Origin of the sequence: Mesorhizobium comanense (assembly GCF_005503535.1) — a bacterium.
Lineage (GTDB): Bacteria > Pseudomonadota > Alphaproteobacteria > Rhizobiales > Rhizobiaceae > Mesorhizobium > Mesorhizobium comanense.
The window spans coordinates 226758-242111 of the sequence record NZ_SCNN01000001.1; the positions used below are offsets into that span (position 1 = coordinate 226758).

General features: G+C 64.6%; 14 protein-coding genes and 1 tRNA gene. 6 read left to right on the plus strand and 9 right to left on the minus strand.

The window, feature by feature from the left end:
- The first annotated feature begins 62 nt into the window (after positions 1-62).
- The 3 genes from FFS37_RS01105 (at position 63) to FFS37_RS01115 (ending at position 3434) form a co-directional block, all read left to right on the plus strand.
- Complete coding sequence (locus FFS37_RS01105; RefSeq protein ID WP_137929086.1) at positions 63-1640, plus strand: 5-guanidino-2-oxopentanoate decarboxylase; 1578 nt, start codon at positions 63-65, stop codon at positions 1638-1640.
- 11 nt (positions 1641-1651) lie between these two features.
- Complete coding sequence (locus tag FFS37_RS01110) at positions 1652-2623, plus strand: capsular polysaccharide synthesis protein (protein ID WP_137929087.1); 972 nt, start codon at positions 1652-1654, stop codon at positions 2621-2623.
- A 103-nt stretch (positions 2624-2726) separates the two neighbouring features.
- Positions 2727-3434 (plus strand): SDR family NAD(P)-dependent oxidoreductase, encoded by a 708-nt coding sequence (locus FFS37_RS01115; RefSeq protein ID WP_137929088.1) that lies wholly within the window; start codon positions 2727-2729, stop codon positions 3432-3434.
- A gap of 163 nt (positions 3435-3597) precedes the next feature.
- Here the strand turns inward: FFS37_RS01115 and FFS37_RS01120 are convergent, their stop codons facing one another.
- The 4 genes from FFS37_RS01120 to aroA form a co-directional block, all read right to left on the minus strand.
- Positions 3598-4419: an MOSC domain-containing protein gene (locus FFS37_RS01120; protein WP_137929089.1), complete on the minus strand. Its 822-nt coding sequence runs from the start codon at positions 4417-4419 to the stop codon at positions 3598-3600.
- Positions 4420-4567: 148 nt separating this feature from the next.
- Entirely contained in the window at positions 4568-6265 is a 1698-nt protein-coding gene (gene rpsA, locus FFS37_RS01125; RefSeq protein ID WP_137929090.1) for a 30S ribosomal protein S1, read from the minus strand.
- Between the two features lie 206 nt (positions 6266-6471).
- Positions 6472-7122 carry a (d)CMP kinase gene (gene cmk, locus FFS37_RS01130; RefSeq protein WP_137929091.1) on the minus strand — a complete coding sequence of 217 codons (651 nt, stop codon included), beginning with the start codon at positions 7120-7122 and terminating at the stop codon, positions 6472-6474.
- A 247-nt stretch (positions 7123-7369) separates the two neighbouring features.
- Positions 7370-8731, minus strand: coding sequence for a 3-phosphoshikimate 1-carboxyvinyltransferase (gene aroA, locus FFS37_RS01140; RefSeq protein WP_137929092.1), 1362 nt, complete (start codon positions 8729-8731; stop codon positions 7370-7372).
- Positions 8732-8937: 206 nt separating this feature from the next.
- Between aroA and FFS37_RS01145 the strand changes: the two genes are divergently transcribed.
- Positions 8938-9330 (plus strand): TIGR02300 family protein, encoded by a 393-nt coding sequence (locus FFS37_RS01145; protein WP_137929093.1) that lies wholly within the window; start codon positions 8938-8940, stop codon positions 9328-9330.
- Between the two features lie 171 nt (positions 9331-9501).
- A tRNA-Ala gene (locus FFS37_RS01150) sits at positions 9502-9577 on the plus strand.
- Positions 9578-9609: 32 nt separating this feature from the next.
- Here FFS37_RS01150 and FFS37_RS01155 read toward each other — a convergent pair.
- The 5 genes from FFS37_RS01155 to FFS37_RS01175 are packed head-to-tail and all read right to left on the minus strand — an operon-like array spanning position 9610 to position 14517.
- Positions 9610-10641, minus strand: coding sequence for a histone deacetylase family protein (locus tag FFS37_RS01155; protein ID WP_137929094.1), 1032 nt, complete (start codon positions 10639-10641; stop codon positions 9610-9612).
- 24 nt (positions 10642-10665) lie between these two features.
- Entirely contained in the window at positions 10666-11490 is an 825-nt protein-coding gene (locus FFS37_RS01160) for an ABC transporter permease (protein ID WP_137929095.1), read from the minus strand.
- A complete protein-coding gene (locus tag FFS37_RS01165) occupies positions 11490-12386 on the minus strand; it encodes an ABC transporter permease (RefSeq protein WP_137929096.1) in 897 nt (298 codons plus the stop codon). The genes FFS37_RS01160 and FFS37_RS01165 overlap by 1 nt, the downstream gene beginning before the upstream one ends.
- Positions 12383-13444: an ABC transporter ATP-binding protein gene (locus FFS37_RS01170; protein ID WP_137929097.1), complete on the minus strand. Its 1062-nt coding sequence runs from the start codon at positions 13442-13444 to the stop codon at positions 12383-12385. The genes FFS37_RS01165 and FFS37_RS01170 overlap by 4 nt, the downstream gene beginning before the upstream one ends.
- 26 nt (positions 13445-13470) lie before the next feature.
- Positions 13471-14517 (minus strand): ABC transporter substrate-binding protein, encoded by a 1047-nt coding sequence (locus FFS37_RS01175; RefSeq protein WP_137929098.1) that lies wholly within the window; start codon positions 14515-14517, stop codon positions 13471-13473.
- Positions 14518-14697: 180 nt separating this feature from the next.
- On the opposite strand from FFS37_RS01175, the gene FFS37_RS01180 reads away from it, so the two are divergent.
- The gene (locus tag FFS37_RS01180) at positions 14698-15321 is read left to right on the plus strand and encodes a MarR family winged helix-turn-helix transcriptional regulator (protein WP_137929099.1); all 624 of its coding nucleotides are present in this window, start codon (positions 14698-14700) and stop codon (positions 15319-15321) included.
- Positions 15322-15354 lie beyond the last annotated feature (33 nt).

Below are 15354 nucleotides of genomic sequence, written 5' to 3' on the forward strand. Positions count from 1 at the left end.
AAACAGATGGATCGCAGGACTGTTTTCGTTAAACAGGGATCCGCTCGAGAGGGAGAGAACCGATGACCACCATTGGCGAAGCGTTGATTTCGCTGCTCGAGGCCCATGGCGTCGACACCGTCTTCGGCATTCCCGGCGTCCATACGGTCGAACTCTATCGCGGCCTGGCGCGCTCGAATATCCGCCATGTCACGCCGCGCCACGAACAGGGCGCCGGGTTCATGGCCGACGGCTACGCGCGCGCCAGCGGCAGGCCGGGCGTCGCCTTCGTCATCACTGGTCCCGGGCTCACCAACACCATCACGGCCATGGGCCAGGCGCGCGCCGATTCGGTGCCGATGCTGGTCATCTCCGGCGTCAACGCCACGGACACGCTGGGCAAGGGCCTGGGCTTCCTGCACGAGCTGCCGGATCAGCGCGGCATGATGGAGAAGGTAGCGCTGTCTTCGCAGCGTGTTACCGAAACCGATGAATTGCCGGGCGCGCTGGCGCAGGCCTTCGCGCTGTTCTCATCGTCGCGGCCGGGGCCGGTGCACATCGAGATTCCGACCAACGTCATGGTCAAGCCGGCGGACAGCATCGCCGCCTTGCTGAGCAATGCCGCGCCTCCGGCGCCGGAGGAGGCGGCAGTGGTCCGCGCAGCCAGCCTGATCGCTGCCGCCCGCCGCCCGCTCATCCTGGCCGGTGGCGGTGCAAGGAAGGCGGAAGCCCCGCTGAAGCGGCTGGCCGAAAGGCTTGGCGCTCCCGTCGTCGAGACCACCAACGCGCGTGGCCTGCTGCATGGCCATCCGCTCTGCGTGCCCGCCAGCCCCAGCCTGAAGGCGGTGCGGGCTCTGATGGCGGATGCCGATCTGGTGATCGCCGCCGGCACGGAATTCGGACCGACCGATTATGACGGCTATGGCGACGGCGGCTTCGTCCTGCCCACGAATCTGATCCGCATCGATATCGGTGCCGACCAGCTTGCCCGCCGCCCGGTTAGTGTCGGCATCCAGGCCGATTGCGCCGAGGCGATCGAGGCTCTGCTTGCCACGTTGGGCTCCGGGCAGGGCGCCGAAGACGGCGAGACCCGTGCGGCTGCGGCGCGAAGGGCCGCGTTCGCTGAACTGAGCCCTGCCTATGTCGCCCAGGTGCGCGCCGTGGAAATGATCCGCGACGCCCTGCCGGGCGCCATCATCGTCGGCGACTCGACCCAGCCGATCTACGCCGCCAACCTCTATTACGACCATGACCGCCCGGGTGGCTGGTTCAATGCCGCCACCGGCTTCGGCGCGCTGGGCTATGGTCCGCCCGCGGCGATCGGCGCCGCTATTGCCATGCCCGGAGTGCCGGTCGTCTGCATCACCGGCGACGGCGGGTTCCAGTTCACGCTGTCGGAACTGGGCGTGGCGCTCGACTCCGACGCACCGGTCATCTTCGTCGTCTGGAACAACAGGGGCTATCGCGAGATCGAAACCTCGATGCTCGATGTCGGCGTGGAACCGGTCGGCGTTTCACCGGCGCCGCCGGATTTCTGCAAGCTCGCCGAGGCCTACGGCATATCGGCAGAACGGCTTGCCGGTGCCGACGGTCTGCCTGACGCGCTGAGGCGGGCCAGGGCAACCGGATTGCCGCGTGTCATCGAAATCACGGTCGACTGATTGTCGTGGCGATGGATGAAGCCGATCGGTCGTCGACCACTCGTTTCAACGAGCCGGAGGCGTTTCGGGATCTGCTGAGGCTTCCACATCTGGCGCCATTGCGCTGGGCGGCGTCCGCGCCCGATCTGAACTGGCAGGTGAGGAAGGCCGCCGCGAAGATTTGCATGACGCTGGCCCGACGAAAGAGGGGCCGCGCCCGGCGCGTGGCGGTCGATCATTCGCTTTGGTGTTCCAGCGCCGTGCCGGCCGGCGGCGTTGGTCCGATCTGGCAATATTGGGCTCAAGGCGCCGATCAGGCTCCGCCGCTGGTCAAGGCATGCCTGCGCTCGGTCGCGCGCCACAAGGGCGAGCGCGAGCTCATCGTGCTTGACGACAAGACCGTGGGAGATCATGTCGACCTGCCTGGCCATGTCTGGGACAAGCGGCGGCTCGGCCTGATGACCAGCCAGCATTTCTCCAATTTCGTCCGTCTCAGCCTGCTTTTCCGTCATGGCGGGACATGGCTCGACGCCACCATCCTGCTAAGACAAGCCGTGCCGGCCGAAGTCGAGCGCGAGGATTTCTATATCCTGCGTGAGACGAACCGCCACCCGAGGCTGGTGGAGACATGGTTCATCCACGCCCGCAGGAACCATCCGCTGATCGAGACCGTGCTGCATGGCCTTGCGGATTACTGGCGCAAATACGACCAGCTGCACAACTACTTCATGTTTCCCTACCACTTCGAAGCGTCGCTGCTCCTGCACCGGCAGCTTCGATGCGATTTCCTGCGCATGCCGCAAGTCGGCGCCGACCGGCCGCATGAATTGCAACGGCGCCTTTTTGATCCGTTCGACGAGGCAGCCCACCGAGCGCTCTTCGACGATTTCTGGCTGCACAAGCTGACCCGCCATGTGGAGCGTCCGCCAGGCGGGCAGCATCTGTTGTGGGACGCCATTATGTCCGACAGGCTGGCCGGCGCCATGACGCATGCAAAGACGTGACGGCTGCCATGTCGAGATATCGGTTGAGTGATCGCGCGAAAGGCGCGACGCTTCGCGTCGGCGCGGCACAACAATGATAAGAATATGACAGGAGCGGTCCAGGATGACGGAAACACTTGAAGGCAGGCATATCGTCGTGACCGGCGGCACCGGGGCGCTCGGCGGCGCGGTGGTTGGCAGGCTGCTTGAACAGGGGGCGATCTGCCACGTGCCGAACGCGCATGCCGCGGCACCCCAGCACTTCCCCTTCACGGCCCACGAGAATGTCAAGCTGGCGCACAATGTCGACCTGTCGGATTCCGCCAAGGTCGAAGCCTTCTACGCCCAGGTTCCTGCACTGTGGGGATCGGTCCATCTTGCCGGCGGCTTTGCCATGGCGCCGGTCGAGAAGATCGAATCGGCCTCCTTTGCCGAGATGATGGAAACCAATGCCCGCACCACCTTCCTGTGCAGCCGCGCCGCGGTCCGCTCGATGCTGGCCTCCGGCACGTCAGGCCGCATCGTCAACGTGACGGCGCGTGCCGGGCTCGATCCGCGCCGCGGCGCCGGCATGGTTGCCTATGCGGCGAGCAAGGCGGCGGTCGCGGCGATGACGGTGGCGATGGCCGAAGAGTTGAAGGGCAAGGGCATCCTGGTCAATGCCGTGGCTCCATCGACGCTCGACACGCCGGCAAACCGCGCCGACATGCCGGATGCCGACTTCACCAAATGGGTCAGCCTGGAAGCGGCGGCCGAAGCCATCGCCTATCTTGCCTCGCCCGCCAACCAGGCGATGAGCGGAACGCTGGTGCCGCTTTACGCCCGGGCGTGAGCACGATCGAGCCATGTGCTGACCGGCTGCTCGTTTGAGCGGCGGTCGGCTGGCTCGACGGCTTTAGGATGCCGCATGCAGCGCAGGGCGTTCTGGCCTGCAACTGCTTCGGAACATGGCAGGGACGGCTCGCCTGACCGGACCGGCCGCGAGCGGCGCCATGCTACATGAGGTTGGATGTGCCTGCCTCGATGATCTCGACAGCGTCTCCGATCGAGATCGTGCCGTTATTGTTCGGGATCGCATTCTGGCCGAAGATGATGCCGCCTTTGGCGAAGCGGTGGAGACGCCCAAGCGTCCGGAGCGGCTCGCGCGGGTCCGGCTGCTCGCCGCTGAGCGGGTCGCGGGTGGTGATCACGCAACGCGCGCAGGGCTTTGCGATCCGCATGAAGACCGGGCCGACACGGATCGTCTTCCAGCTGTCTTCGGGCCATGCGTCCATGGCGTCGAGGACGATGTTTGGCCGAAACCGCGCCATTTCGACCGGGCTGGCGAGATGGCTGTTCAAATGGTCGAGTGAGCCCGTTGTGGTCACCAGCAACGGGAAGCCGTCGGCAAAGCTGACATAGTCACCGGGCTGACCGAACTCCGGGTCGACCGGCCGGTTCGTCGGATCGTCGAAATAGACGAGGTCGACCGGCCGGCCAAGAATCGCCGACAGGTAGGCGCCGGCTGCCGGATCGGCGGCACGTGCGGCAACAATGTCCTTCCAGATCTTGACATTGCGGAGCGCGGCGCCGCGGCCGGGCGCCTCGACGATATGCGAGCCATGCTTGGCATGTTTAAGCACAATGCCGGTGCCCAGATGTTCGACGTCGATCGTCGTCATGGCCGGTATCTGGCGGATGGTCAGGAACTGCCCATCCTTGTCGACGACCATCCAGCGGCGGTCTCCTTCCATGCCCATGGTCTCGATCTCCGCGCTCGGCACAGCATGGCCGCGCAGGCTCTTGACCGGATAGCGATAGATTTCAACCACCTTCATGCGCGTGACCCTGATCCCGAAACGTGGAGTTGAGGCGATTGCTTTGTCGTTGTCTTGTGCCAGCACCACCAAATGAAAAACCCGCGAGCCTTTCGGCTCGCGGGTTTCCTGGTTTGGGCCGCGCCAGAGGCGCGATGGCAGTCTAGGCTTAGTTGCCCTGCTTCTTGAGCGCCGCGCCCAGGATGTCGCCAAGCGAGGCGCCGGAGTCGGTCGAGCCGTACTGGGCGACCGCTTCCTTTTCCTCGGCGATTTCCAGCGCCTTGATCGAGACCTGCAGCTTGCGGGTCTTCTTGTCGAAGGCGATGACGCGGGCGTCGACCTTCTGGCCGACGGTGAAGCGCTCGGGGCGCTGCTCGTCGCGGTCGCGCGACAGGTCCGAACGCTTGATGAAGGTCTCGATGCCGCTTTCGACCAGCCGCACTTCCAGACCGCCATCCTTCACGCCGATGACTTCGCAGGTGACGACGGCGTTCTTGCGCAGTTCGCCGCTGTTGGCTGCTTCACCGACGGTGTCGCGGGCCAGCTGCTTGATGCCGAGCGAGATGCGCTCCTTCTCGATGTCGACGTCGAGCACCTGCGCCTTGACCATGTCGCCGCGATTGTACTCTTCGATGACCTGCTCGCCCGGACGGGTCCAGTCGAGGTCGGAGAGGTGCACCATGCCGTCCACGTCGCCTTCCAGGCCGATGAACAGGCCGAACTCGGTCTTGTTCTTGACCTCGCCCTCGACCTGGCTGCCGACCGGATGGTTGCGCGCGAAGGCTTCCCACGGGTTTTCCAGCGTCTGCTTGAGGCCGAGCGAGATGCGGCGCTTGGCCGGATCGACTTCGAGCACCACCACATCGACTTCCTGGGTCGTCGACAGGATCTTGCCGGGGTGCACGTTCTTCTTCGTCCACGACATTTCCGAAACGTGGATGAGGCCTTCGATGCCCGGCTCCAGCTCGACGAACGCGCCGTAGTCGGTGATGTTGGTGACGGTACCCTTGATCTTCTTGCCGATCGGGAACTTGGTGCCGATCTCCGACCACGGATCCGACTCGAGCTGCTTCATGCCGAGCGAGATGCGGTGGGTTTCCTGGTTGATGCGGATGATCTGCACCTTGACCGTCTGGCCGATGTTGAGGATTTCGGTCGGATGGTTGACGCGGCGCCAGGCCATGTCGGTGACGTGCAGCAGGCCGTCGATGCCGCCGAGGTCGACGAACGCACCGTAATCGGTGATGTTCTTGACGACGCCTTCGACCACCTGGCCTTCCTCGAGGTTCTGCACGATTTCCGAACGCTGTTCGGCGCGGCTTTCCTCGAGCACGGTGCGGCGCGACACCACGATGTTGCCGCGGCGGCGATCCATCTTGAGGATCTCGAAGGGCTGCGGGTTGTGCATCAGCGGCGAGACGTCGCGGATCGGGCGGATATCGACCTGGCTGCGCGGCAGGAAGGCCACGGCGCCGTCGAGGTCGACGGTGAAGCCGCCCTTGACCTGGTTGAAGATGACGCCTTCGACGCGCTCACCCTTGGTGAACTTCTCCTCGAGGCGCACCCAGCTCTCTTCGCGGCGAGCCTTCTCGCGCGACAGCATGGCTTCGCCCAGCGCGTTCTCGATGCGCTCGACATAGACTTCGACGGTGTCGCCGACCTTGAGGGAGGATTCCTTGCCCTTGGCGCCGAATTCCTTCAGCGGGACGCGGCCTTCGACCTTGAGGCCGACGTCGATGATGGCCATGTCCTTTTCGATCGCGGTGATCGTGCCCCGGACAACCTGGCCTTCGCCGGAATGGCCAGTGGTAAATGATTCTTCGAGCATGCTCGCGAAATCATCGCGAGAGGGATTTGCAGCTGACATTGTTTCTCCTGGAATGCCCCGCATATCTGGCGAGGCGGGCGCCGTGGGTTAGCGTTGCGTTGGCCTGCCGGCGTTCCGGGCTGAAAGCCCTTGGCCGCTCTATCAGCGGCAAGTCCGGCGCATGAGAATGCTGGCAGGCTGGTTCGTGCCCGATATGGGTATTTTTCTCGCGTTCGGCAATCGCAGGCGCGGGAGAAAAGCCGTAATCAGGCCTTATTTCTCTTGGCGAGAGCGTCGTCGATGATCGCCATCGCCGCCAGAAACGCGGCTTCTATAGCCATTTCGCTCGTATCAAGCAAGTGCGCGTCGGCGGCGGGCTTGAGCGGCGAGTCGGCCCGGCCCGTGTCGCGCTCGTCGCGGCGCTCGATATCGGCGAGGATTTCGGCGAAGCTGGCCGTGCCGCCGATGCTCTCGATCTCGGCAAGCCTGCGCCTGGCCCGCACCTGCGCGCTCGCCGTGACGTAGAGCTTGATGTCGGCATCGGGGCAGACGACCGTGCCGATGTCGCGGCCGTCCAGCACGGCCCCCGGCGGCGCCTTGGCGAATTCACGCTGCTTTTCGACCAGGATGCGCCGCACCGTGGGAATGACCGCGACCTTGGACGCAGCTTCGCCGACGGCATGTGCGGACAAGACCGTACGGTCGAGCCTTGCCAAATCGACTTGTCGGGCCGCGGTCTCGGCAGCCGAGACATTGTCGAGCGGCAGCGCGTGCTGGATGAGGGCGTAGGCGACCGCACGATAAGTGAGGCCGGTGTCGAGCAGGTTCAGCCGGTAGTGGTCGGCGAGCCGCCGGGCGAGTGTGCCTTTGCCGGCACCTGCGGGGCCGTCGATGGCGATGGTGAAGACGTGGGTCATCGACGGGCCGATGCGGTTGAAAGGAGCGACGAACGAGGCGCGCGCCGCGATCCTTCGCGCCCCCCTCTGTCCTGCCGGACATCTCCCCCACAAGGGGGGAGATTGGCAGCCCGGGCGCCCCGTTCGTGACTTTGGGGATTGGCGAAAGCCGATATGACAGCCGATCTCCCCCCAAGTGGGGGAGATGTCCGGCAGGACAGAGGGGGGCGCTGTCCCGCCAGCGTCTCAGGTCGGCTCAAGCTCATGCTCAGTCACCGATCTCCGCGCCCAGCCCCTTCATCAAGCCCATGAATTCCGGAAAGCTCGTCGCGATCATATTGGCGTCGTCGATCGTCACCGGCTTCTCCGTCGCCAGCCCCATGACGAGAAAACTCATGGCGATGCGGTGGTCGAGATGGGTCTTCACGGCCGTATCCAGACCGTTCGGATGACCACCCAGACCCTTGCCGCCGGGCTTGCCGCGCACGGCCAGGTTGGCTTCGCCCTCGGTGCAGTCGACGCCGTTGAGCTTCAGCCCGTTGGCCACCGCCGACAGCCGGTCGGATTCCTTCACGCGCAGCTCTTCCAGCCCCTGCATCAGCGTCTCGCCCTCGGCGAAGCTCGCGGCAACGGCCAGCACCGGATACTCGTCGATCATTGACGGCGCCCGCTCGGGCGGCACGGTGACGCCCTTGAGTTCAGAGGAGCGTACGCGCAGGTCGGCGACATCCTCGCCGCCGGCATTGCGCGGGTTGAGAATATCGATCTGGCCGCCCATCTCCTGCAGCGTCAGCAGCAGGCCGGTGCGGGTCGGGTTCATCAACACGTTCTCGATGATGATGTCCGAACCCGGCACGATCAGCGCCGCCACCAGCGGGAAGCCGGCCGAGGAAGGGTCGCCGGGCACAGCGATGGTCTGGCCGGTGAGTTTGCCCTGGCCTTCGATGAAGATGTGGCGCACGCCGCGCTCGTCGGTCTCGACGCTCAGGTTCGCGCCGAAGCCCTTCAGCATCTTTTCGGTGTGGTCGCGCGTCATCACCGGTTCGATCACGGTGGTAATGCCGGGCGTGTTCAATCCGGCCAGCAGCACCGCCGACTTCACCTGTGCCGATGCCATAGGCACCCGGTAGGTGATCGGTGCGGCATGCTTGGGACCATGCAGGGTGATCGGCATGCGGTCGCCCGGTGTCGCCTTCAACACCTGCACGCCCATCTGGCGCAAAGGCTCCAGCACGCGGCCCATTGGCCGGCCCGACAGCGAGGCGTCGCCGATGAAGGTCGTTTCCATGTCGTAGGTGCCGACCAGGCCCATGGTGAGCCGGGAGCCTGTGCCGGCATTGCCGAAGTCGAGCGGGCCTTCCGGTTGCAGCAGCGCGCCGTTGCCGGTGCCGCGGATCACCCATTCGTCGCCGTGCTTCTCGATATGCGCGCCCATCGCCTTCATGGCGGCGCCTGTGCGCATCACGTCCTCGCCCTCGAGCAGACCGGTGATGCGGGTCTCGCCTGAGGCGAGGCCGCCGAACATGAAGGAGCGGTGCGAGATCGACTTGTCGCCCGGTACACGCGCGGTGCCGGAAAGGGCGGATGATTTACGGGCAGTGGCCGGCTTGGCAGCGGCGGCGTGAGACATGGAATTTCCCTGGACGGATTGCCGGATGGCCGGCGCTTTTCAATTGGTGCGGCGGTCTCGTATCACGGCGGGGCGAAATGGTCATCCCCATCGTCATCACTTGCCGCAGGGCCTTTGAACACATGGTTTTGTGACGCCGGCTTTTGGCTTTGACAGCGCTGCAAACTGCGGTTAAGGGGACCACTCTTTTATTCACGAGGCTTGCCGTGGCAAAAACCGAACTTGGCACAAAGCGTGTCGACCCCGAAACGGGCCGAAAATTCTACGACCTGAACAAGGACCCGATCGTCTCCCCCTATACGGGCAAGAGCTATCCGCGTTCCTATTTCGAGGATGGCAAGGTCGCCGCCCTCGAGGAAGACGAGGAAGTGGCCGATAAGGAAGTGGACGCCGAGGACGAAGAGGGCGCCGAGATCGTTTCGCTCGAAGAGGCCGACGACGAGGCCAAGGGCGGCGACGATCTTCCGGATCTCGGCGACGACGATGAGGATGTCGACCTGGGCGACGACGAGGATGACACTTTCCTTGCCGACGAAGAGGAAGAAGACGACGACGTCTCCGACATGATCGGCGTCGGCGACGACGACGACGAGGTCTGATCGGCCCGTGACCCAAGCGTTTCCAGGCTTTCTCGGCCTGTGAACAAAAAGCCGCATTCAAGGCTTGATATCTGAGAAGGGCGGGGTTAGAAGCCGCCTGCACTAACGGCGCGGTCTTCCAACCCGCGCTGATCTCTTCGCCGGAAACGGCGCCGGCAGACTGCCGGGAGTGGGGCCATAGCTCAGTTGGGAGAGCGCTTGAATGGCATTCAAGAGGTCGTCGGTTCGATTCCGATTGGCTCCACCAAACAGTCTCTCCAAACTCCCCCCGGAATGGTGTCAGCGGCGCTGTCGCGCCATGAACCCGGAGACAAAGCTGGTCAGCAGCGCGCCCAGCGTCGGTGACGGATAGCCGCCCTCCTGAACGATCAGGGTCGGGCGTGACAGGGCGCCCAGAATTTCACCCATCCCGCGAAAGCCGGCTTCGTCGACATCCATGCAGGCGAATGGATCGTCTCTCGACGCATCCAGGCCGAGCGCCACGACCAGCACGTCGGGCGAAAAATGCCGCACGGCCTCACAGCCCTTCGCCACGGCCGCCAGATAGGCCTCGCTGCCGCTTTTCAGGGCGACGGGCAGATTCAGGTTGAACCCTTCGCCAGGCCCTTCGCCGGTCTCGTCGGCATAACCGGCATAATAGGGGTAGAGCCAGGCGGGATCACCGTGCACCGACACGGTGAGCACGTCCGGCCGGGCGTAGAACAGCGCCTGCGTGCCGTTGCCGTGATGCACGTCGACATCGATGACAGCCACGCGCCGCCCTTGCGAGGCGGCCCAGTTGGCGGCGATCGCCGTGTTGTTCAGATAACAGAAGCCGCCCGCCTGGTCGCGGTAGGCGTGGTGCCCGGGCGGCCGGCACAGCGCATAGGCCGCATGGTCCCCGACGACCACCCGCATCATGGCATCGAGCGCCGTGTTGGCGCTCGCCCGTGCCGCCTCCCAGGTCCCCTCGACGAGCACGCAACTGGCGTCGGCCTGATAGAAGCCGGCGCGGCCGAGCAGGTCGTTCGGCAGGCGGCCCATGTGGCGGCTGGGATGGACGCTCGACCTCAGTTCCGGGCCGGTTCCCGGCAGGGCCCGCCATGCCTCGAAGCCGGTTCGCAGGAAGTCTAGATAGCCGGCATCATGCATGGCTGCGATGGCGTCGAGCGAATGGTCGCGCGGCGGCTGGACGGCGATGGCGGCCGCTTCCAGGCCGGCAAGCAGCGAGGCGATTCGCTCCGGCTGCTCGGGGCTCGGCCTCAGCACGCCGCCGGCGAGGCGGGTGAGCGGCCGGTGCAGATATTGCCGCTCGTCGAAGATGGCAAGCATGGGCTCTCCAACTGGGTTTGCCGGTCAGCGGTCCCCGGCGGCGCTGCCGTCCCGGCGGACGAACTGGGCGGCGATGAGGACGACGATCGACAGCACCACCAGCATCGAGGAGATCGCCGCCACCGTCGGATCGACCTGGTCGCGTATGTTGGCGAACATGCGCTTGGTCAGCGTCGACGTCGCGCCGCTGGAGATGAAGAGCGAGACCACCACCTCGTCGAAGGAGGTGATGAAGGCAAACAGCATGCCCGAGATCACCGAAATGCGGATCTGCGGCAAGGTCACGGTCAGGAAGGCGCGCACCGGCGATGCGCCGAGGCTACGCGCCGCGCGCTCTAGATTGACGTCGAAGCTCGCCAGGCCGTTGCTGACGGCAATGATCACGAAGGGGATGGCGAGCGTTGTGTGGGCCAGCACCAGGCCGGTCAGCGTGTTGTTGAGGCCGAGCCGCGAATAGACGAAGAAGGCGCCGATGGCGACGAAGATCAGCGGCACCATCATCGGCAGCATCAGCGCGCCGCGCACGACCGGACCGAGACCGCCGGTCTTCTTGTGCAGGCCATAGCTGGCAAGTGTGCCGAGCACCGTAGCCAGGACCGTCGTGCTGGACGCGACCTTGAGCGAGACGATAGCCGAGCGCAGCCATTCATCCGAGGTGAAGAAGGCCTCGTACCATCTCAGGCTCCAGCCGCGCGGCGGGAATTCCAGATACTGGGAATCGGAGAAGGACAGCGGAATGATGATCAGGCAGGGGATGACCAGGAAGGCCATCACCAGCGCCACCAGCACGTAGAGCCACAGGCGCTGGCCGTGGGTGATCTGGGTGGAGGAGGCGACGCGGCCCGCCATCATCCTTCTCCCAGTGAGGAGCCGAGTCTTCGGACAGCCAATTTCATCGCCCACAGGATAATGCCCGTCACGACAAGCAGCGCCACGCTCAGCGCGCTGGCCGCGCCCCAATTGGCGAATTTTGAAACGGCGTCGGCGATCTGCGTCGACCACATGGCGACGCGGCCGCCGCCGAGCAGGGCGGGCGTCAGGTAGAAGCCGAGGCACAGCACGAAGGTCAGCGCCGCGCCCGCGCCGAGCCCCCGCGCCGATAGCGGCAGGAAAACCTGCCGGAACGACTGCGCCGGGGAGGCGCCGCAATTGGCCGCCGCGCGCAGATAGACGGGATCGATGGCGCGCATGGAGGCATAGAGCGGCAGGATCAGGAAAGGCAGCATGACATGCACCATGCCGATGATCGTACCGGTGAGGTTGTTGACCAGCGGCAGTGATTCGCTGATCAGGCCGAGCTGCTTGAGCCAGGTGTTGATGACGCCCTCGCGCTGCAACAGGACGAGCCAGGCATAGGTCCTGACCAGCACCGAGGTCCAGAACGGCAGGATGATGAACACGAGCAGCACCTGCGCGACGCGCTGCGGCAGCTGCGAGAGCAGATAGGCGACGGGATAGCCGAGCAGGATGCATATGGCGGTGACCGCCGCCGATACCTGGAGCGTGCTGAGGAAGCTGTTGACATAGGCCGGCCGCAGCAAGCGGGCATAGTTCTCGCTCGACAGGGCCCCGGAGGCGTCGAACAGCGACAGCCAGGCAAGCCAGGAGAACGGCACCAGCAGCACCAGCGCAACCAGCAGCATGGCAGGCAGGGAAAGGCCGAACATCGCCGCCCGCTGGCGGCGTTCGTCGCCGGCAAGCAGGCCGGCATTCAGCGGCTGCTGGTCGATATCGGCGGCCGTCATGAGCCGGCTTCTTCCACCAGCACGCTCGCCTGTGGGGTCAGCCACAGGGTCAGGGTCTGGCCGGCCTCGGGCAGCGGGTGATCCTGCACCGGCGTATGGCGGATCGATATTTCGTGATCGCCCGGCAGCTTCAGCGAGATCGAATGGCTGTCGCCGCGATAGACGACGTCGACGACCAGGCCCTCGATGCGGTTGTCGCGCTCGTCATGGCCGTGCCAGCCGAGGCGCTCGGGCCTGACGACCAGCCATTGCTCCGCGCCGGCGGAGGGCGGCTGGGCCAGTTTCAACTGGCGTCCGGCGAATTCGTATCCGCTGCCGGATTTCTTGACCGGCAGCATCCGCGTCTCGCCCATGAAGCTCGCCACGAAGCGGCAATTGGGCCGGTCGTAGATGGTCTTCGGCGTGTCCAGCTGCACGATCCTGCCGCTCTTCAGCACCGCGACACGATCCGACATGGTCAGCGCTTCCTGCTGGTCATGCGTGACGTAGACGGTGGTCATGCCGAGCCGGTCGTGCAGCCGCTTCAGTTCGATCTGCATGTGCTCGCGCAGGTTCTTGTCCAGCGCCGAAAGCGGCTCGTCCATCAGCAGCAGTTTCGGTTCGAAAACGATGGCGCGGGCAAGCGCGACGCGCTGCTTCTGCCCGCCTGACAGTTCGGTCACGCGCCGCGCCGACAGGTGGGCCATCTGCACGACATCGAGGGCCTGCTTGACGCGCTCACGGATGGCGGAATTTCCGACGCGGCGCAGTTTCAGTGGGTAGGCGACGTTGTTGAAGACGTCCATATGCGGAAACAGTGCGTAGTTCTGGAACACCATGCCCAGATCGCGCTTATGCGGGGGCCGGGTGATGAATTCGACGCCGTCGACGAGCAGGCTGCCGGCATCGGGACGCTCGAAGCCGGCAATGACGTTGAGCAGCGTGGTCTTGCCGGAGCCGGATGGCCCCAGCAGCGTCAGGAACTCACCCGGCTCGATGTCGAGCGACACGTCGTCGAGCGCCTTGAACGCACCGAATGCCTTGGCGACATTGCGTATCGATACGGCGCCCGAAATCATGCTTCCTCCTCCCGTCCGCGAAACGATCAGTTGGAGATCAGCAGACTGTAGTCCTCGCGGACCAGTTCATTGTTATCGCGCCACCAGTTCGCGTCGATGAAAGTTTGCTTGGCGACATTCTCAGGCGACATGTTGGACTTCGCAAGCACCTCCGGCGAGAATTTGCCGACCTTGAAGGCGAGGCTGTTGGTCGGGCCGTAGTAAGGCATCATTTCGGGGATTCGCGCCTGGACTTCGGGAGAAACCACGCCGGCGATGAATTTCTGAGCCGCCGCGGCATGGGCCGAGCCCTTGAGGATGGCCAGGCAGCCATAGCCGAGGATGCCGTTGTCATAAGTGAATTCGACCGGCGCGCCATCCTTGATCACCGAGGCGACGCGGCTGCCCCAGATCGCCATCATGTCGACCTCCTTGTCCTTCAGGAGCTGCGCCGACTGGGCGCCCGACGACCACCAGACCGAAATGTCCGGCTTGATCTCCTTCAGCTTTTCCAGCGAGAGCTTGGTGTCGAGCGGATAGAGCTTGTCCTTGGAGACGCCCGCGCCGAGCAGCGCGATCTCCATCATCTCCTGCGGATAGGTGCTGAGCGCGCGGCGGCCCGGGAAAGCCTTGACGTCCCAGAAATCCTTCCAGCTCGTGGGGTGCTTGTCCTTGTAGACATCGGTGCGCCAGGCAAGCACGACCGAGTAGGTGTTGGTGGCGATCCAGTGGTCGCCATAGGCCTTCTTGTCGAAGCCGGCGGTCTTGATGACGTTGTAGTCCAGCGGTTCGAAGAGGCCTTCCTTGCCACCGACAGCGCATTCGTCGGCGCCAAGATGCACGATGTCCCAGGTCGGGCTGCCCGACTGCACCTGGACCCGCACAGAGGCCAGGCCGTCCTGCGTTTCTTCCGACAGCGTCACGCCGGCGGCATCCGCGGCCGGCTGCCACAACGTTGCGCGCAGGTCTTTCTGCAGGTTGCCGCCGAAGCCGGAAATGGTCAGTGTTTCGCCGGCCGCCATGGCATTCGAGGCCACGAGCAACGCGGTCGCCGCACCCAGCAGGTTGGCGATTGCGAGACGCTTCAAGAACATGATCTTCTCCCCTTGATTGAACGGTGCCGTCCGTCCGGCCGTTCTCCCTGGCCTTGACGCGTGGCAAGATCGACAAGACACACAGGTCGTGACAATCTGGTTGATGAGATGAACTATCTAGTTTACGTTGTCAACTAAATTCGCAGCCAGCGCGACGCAGTCAGTTTTTAAGGGCCGATCATGAACAAACCAAAACAGGGCTGGACCAGATCGTCCCCCGCATTCGAGCGAGATGCAAGCGGAGGGCACGAGCGGCCAGGCGTTGCGCGCGACCATGCATTGCGTGGGGGGCGGAGCGGGCACGACGACTGGCCCGCCCCTGACATCAGGGATCTCTTCTCGTTCGAACTGCAGCGGCTGGCCGGCCTGTCGACGCGCATCGCCACCCTGTCGATCCGGCCGAAATATGGTCTGACCGCGCGGGAATGGCGCGCGCTTGCCGTTTTGAAGTACCTTGGCACCGTGCCGTTGCAGGAGCTTGCCAAGCATAGCGGCCTGCTCAAGAGCCAGATGAGCCGCACCGTGTCGGGGCTGATCGACAGGGGTTATATCCAGAAAGCCGCCAATCCGGAGGACGGCCGCAGCATTCTGCTGCGCCTCAGTCCGGAGGGGCTGGATCTGTCCGAGCAGGTCCTCGACGACTCTTTCGAGCGCAACGAGCAGATGCTGGCATCGCTGAGCAATGCCGAACGGCAGATGCTGGTCGAATTGATGCGGCGCGTGATCCGGACCAGCTCGACCTACTTCCACGATCTCAAGCAGTTGGCCACTCCATCCGAGCTCGACCAACTCGACGAAGAGTAGCCGCCTCCAGTTTGTGGTTGACACTGTGAACCA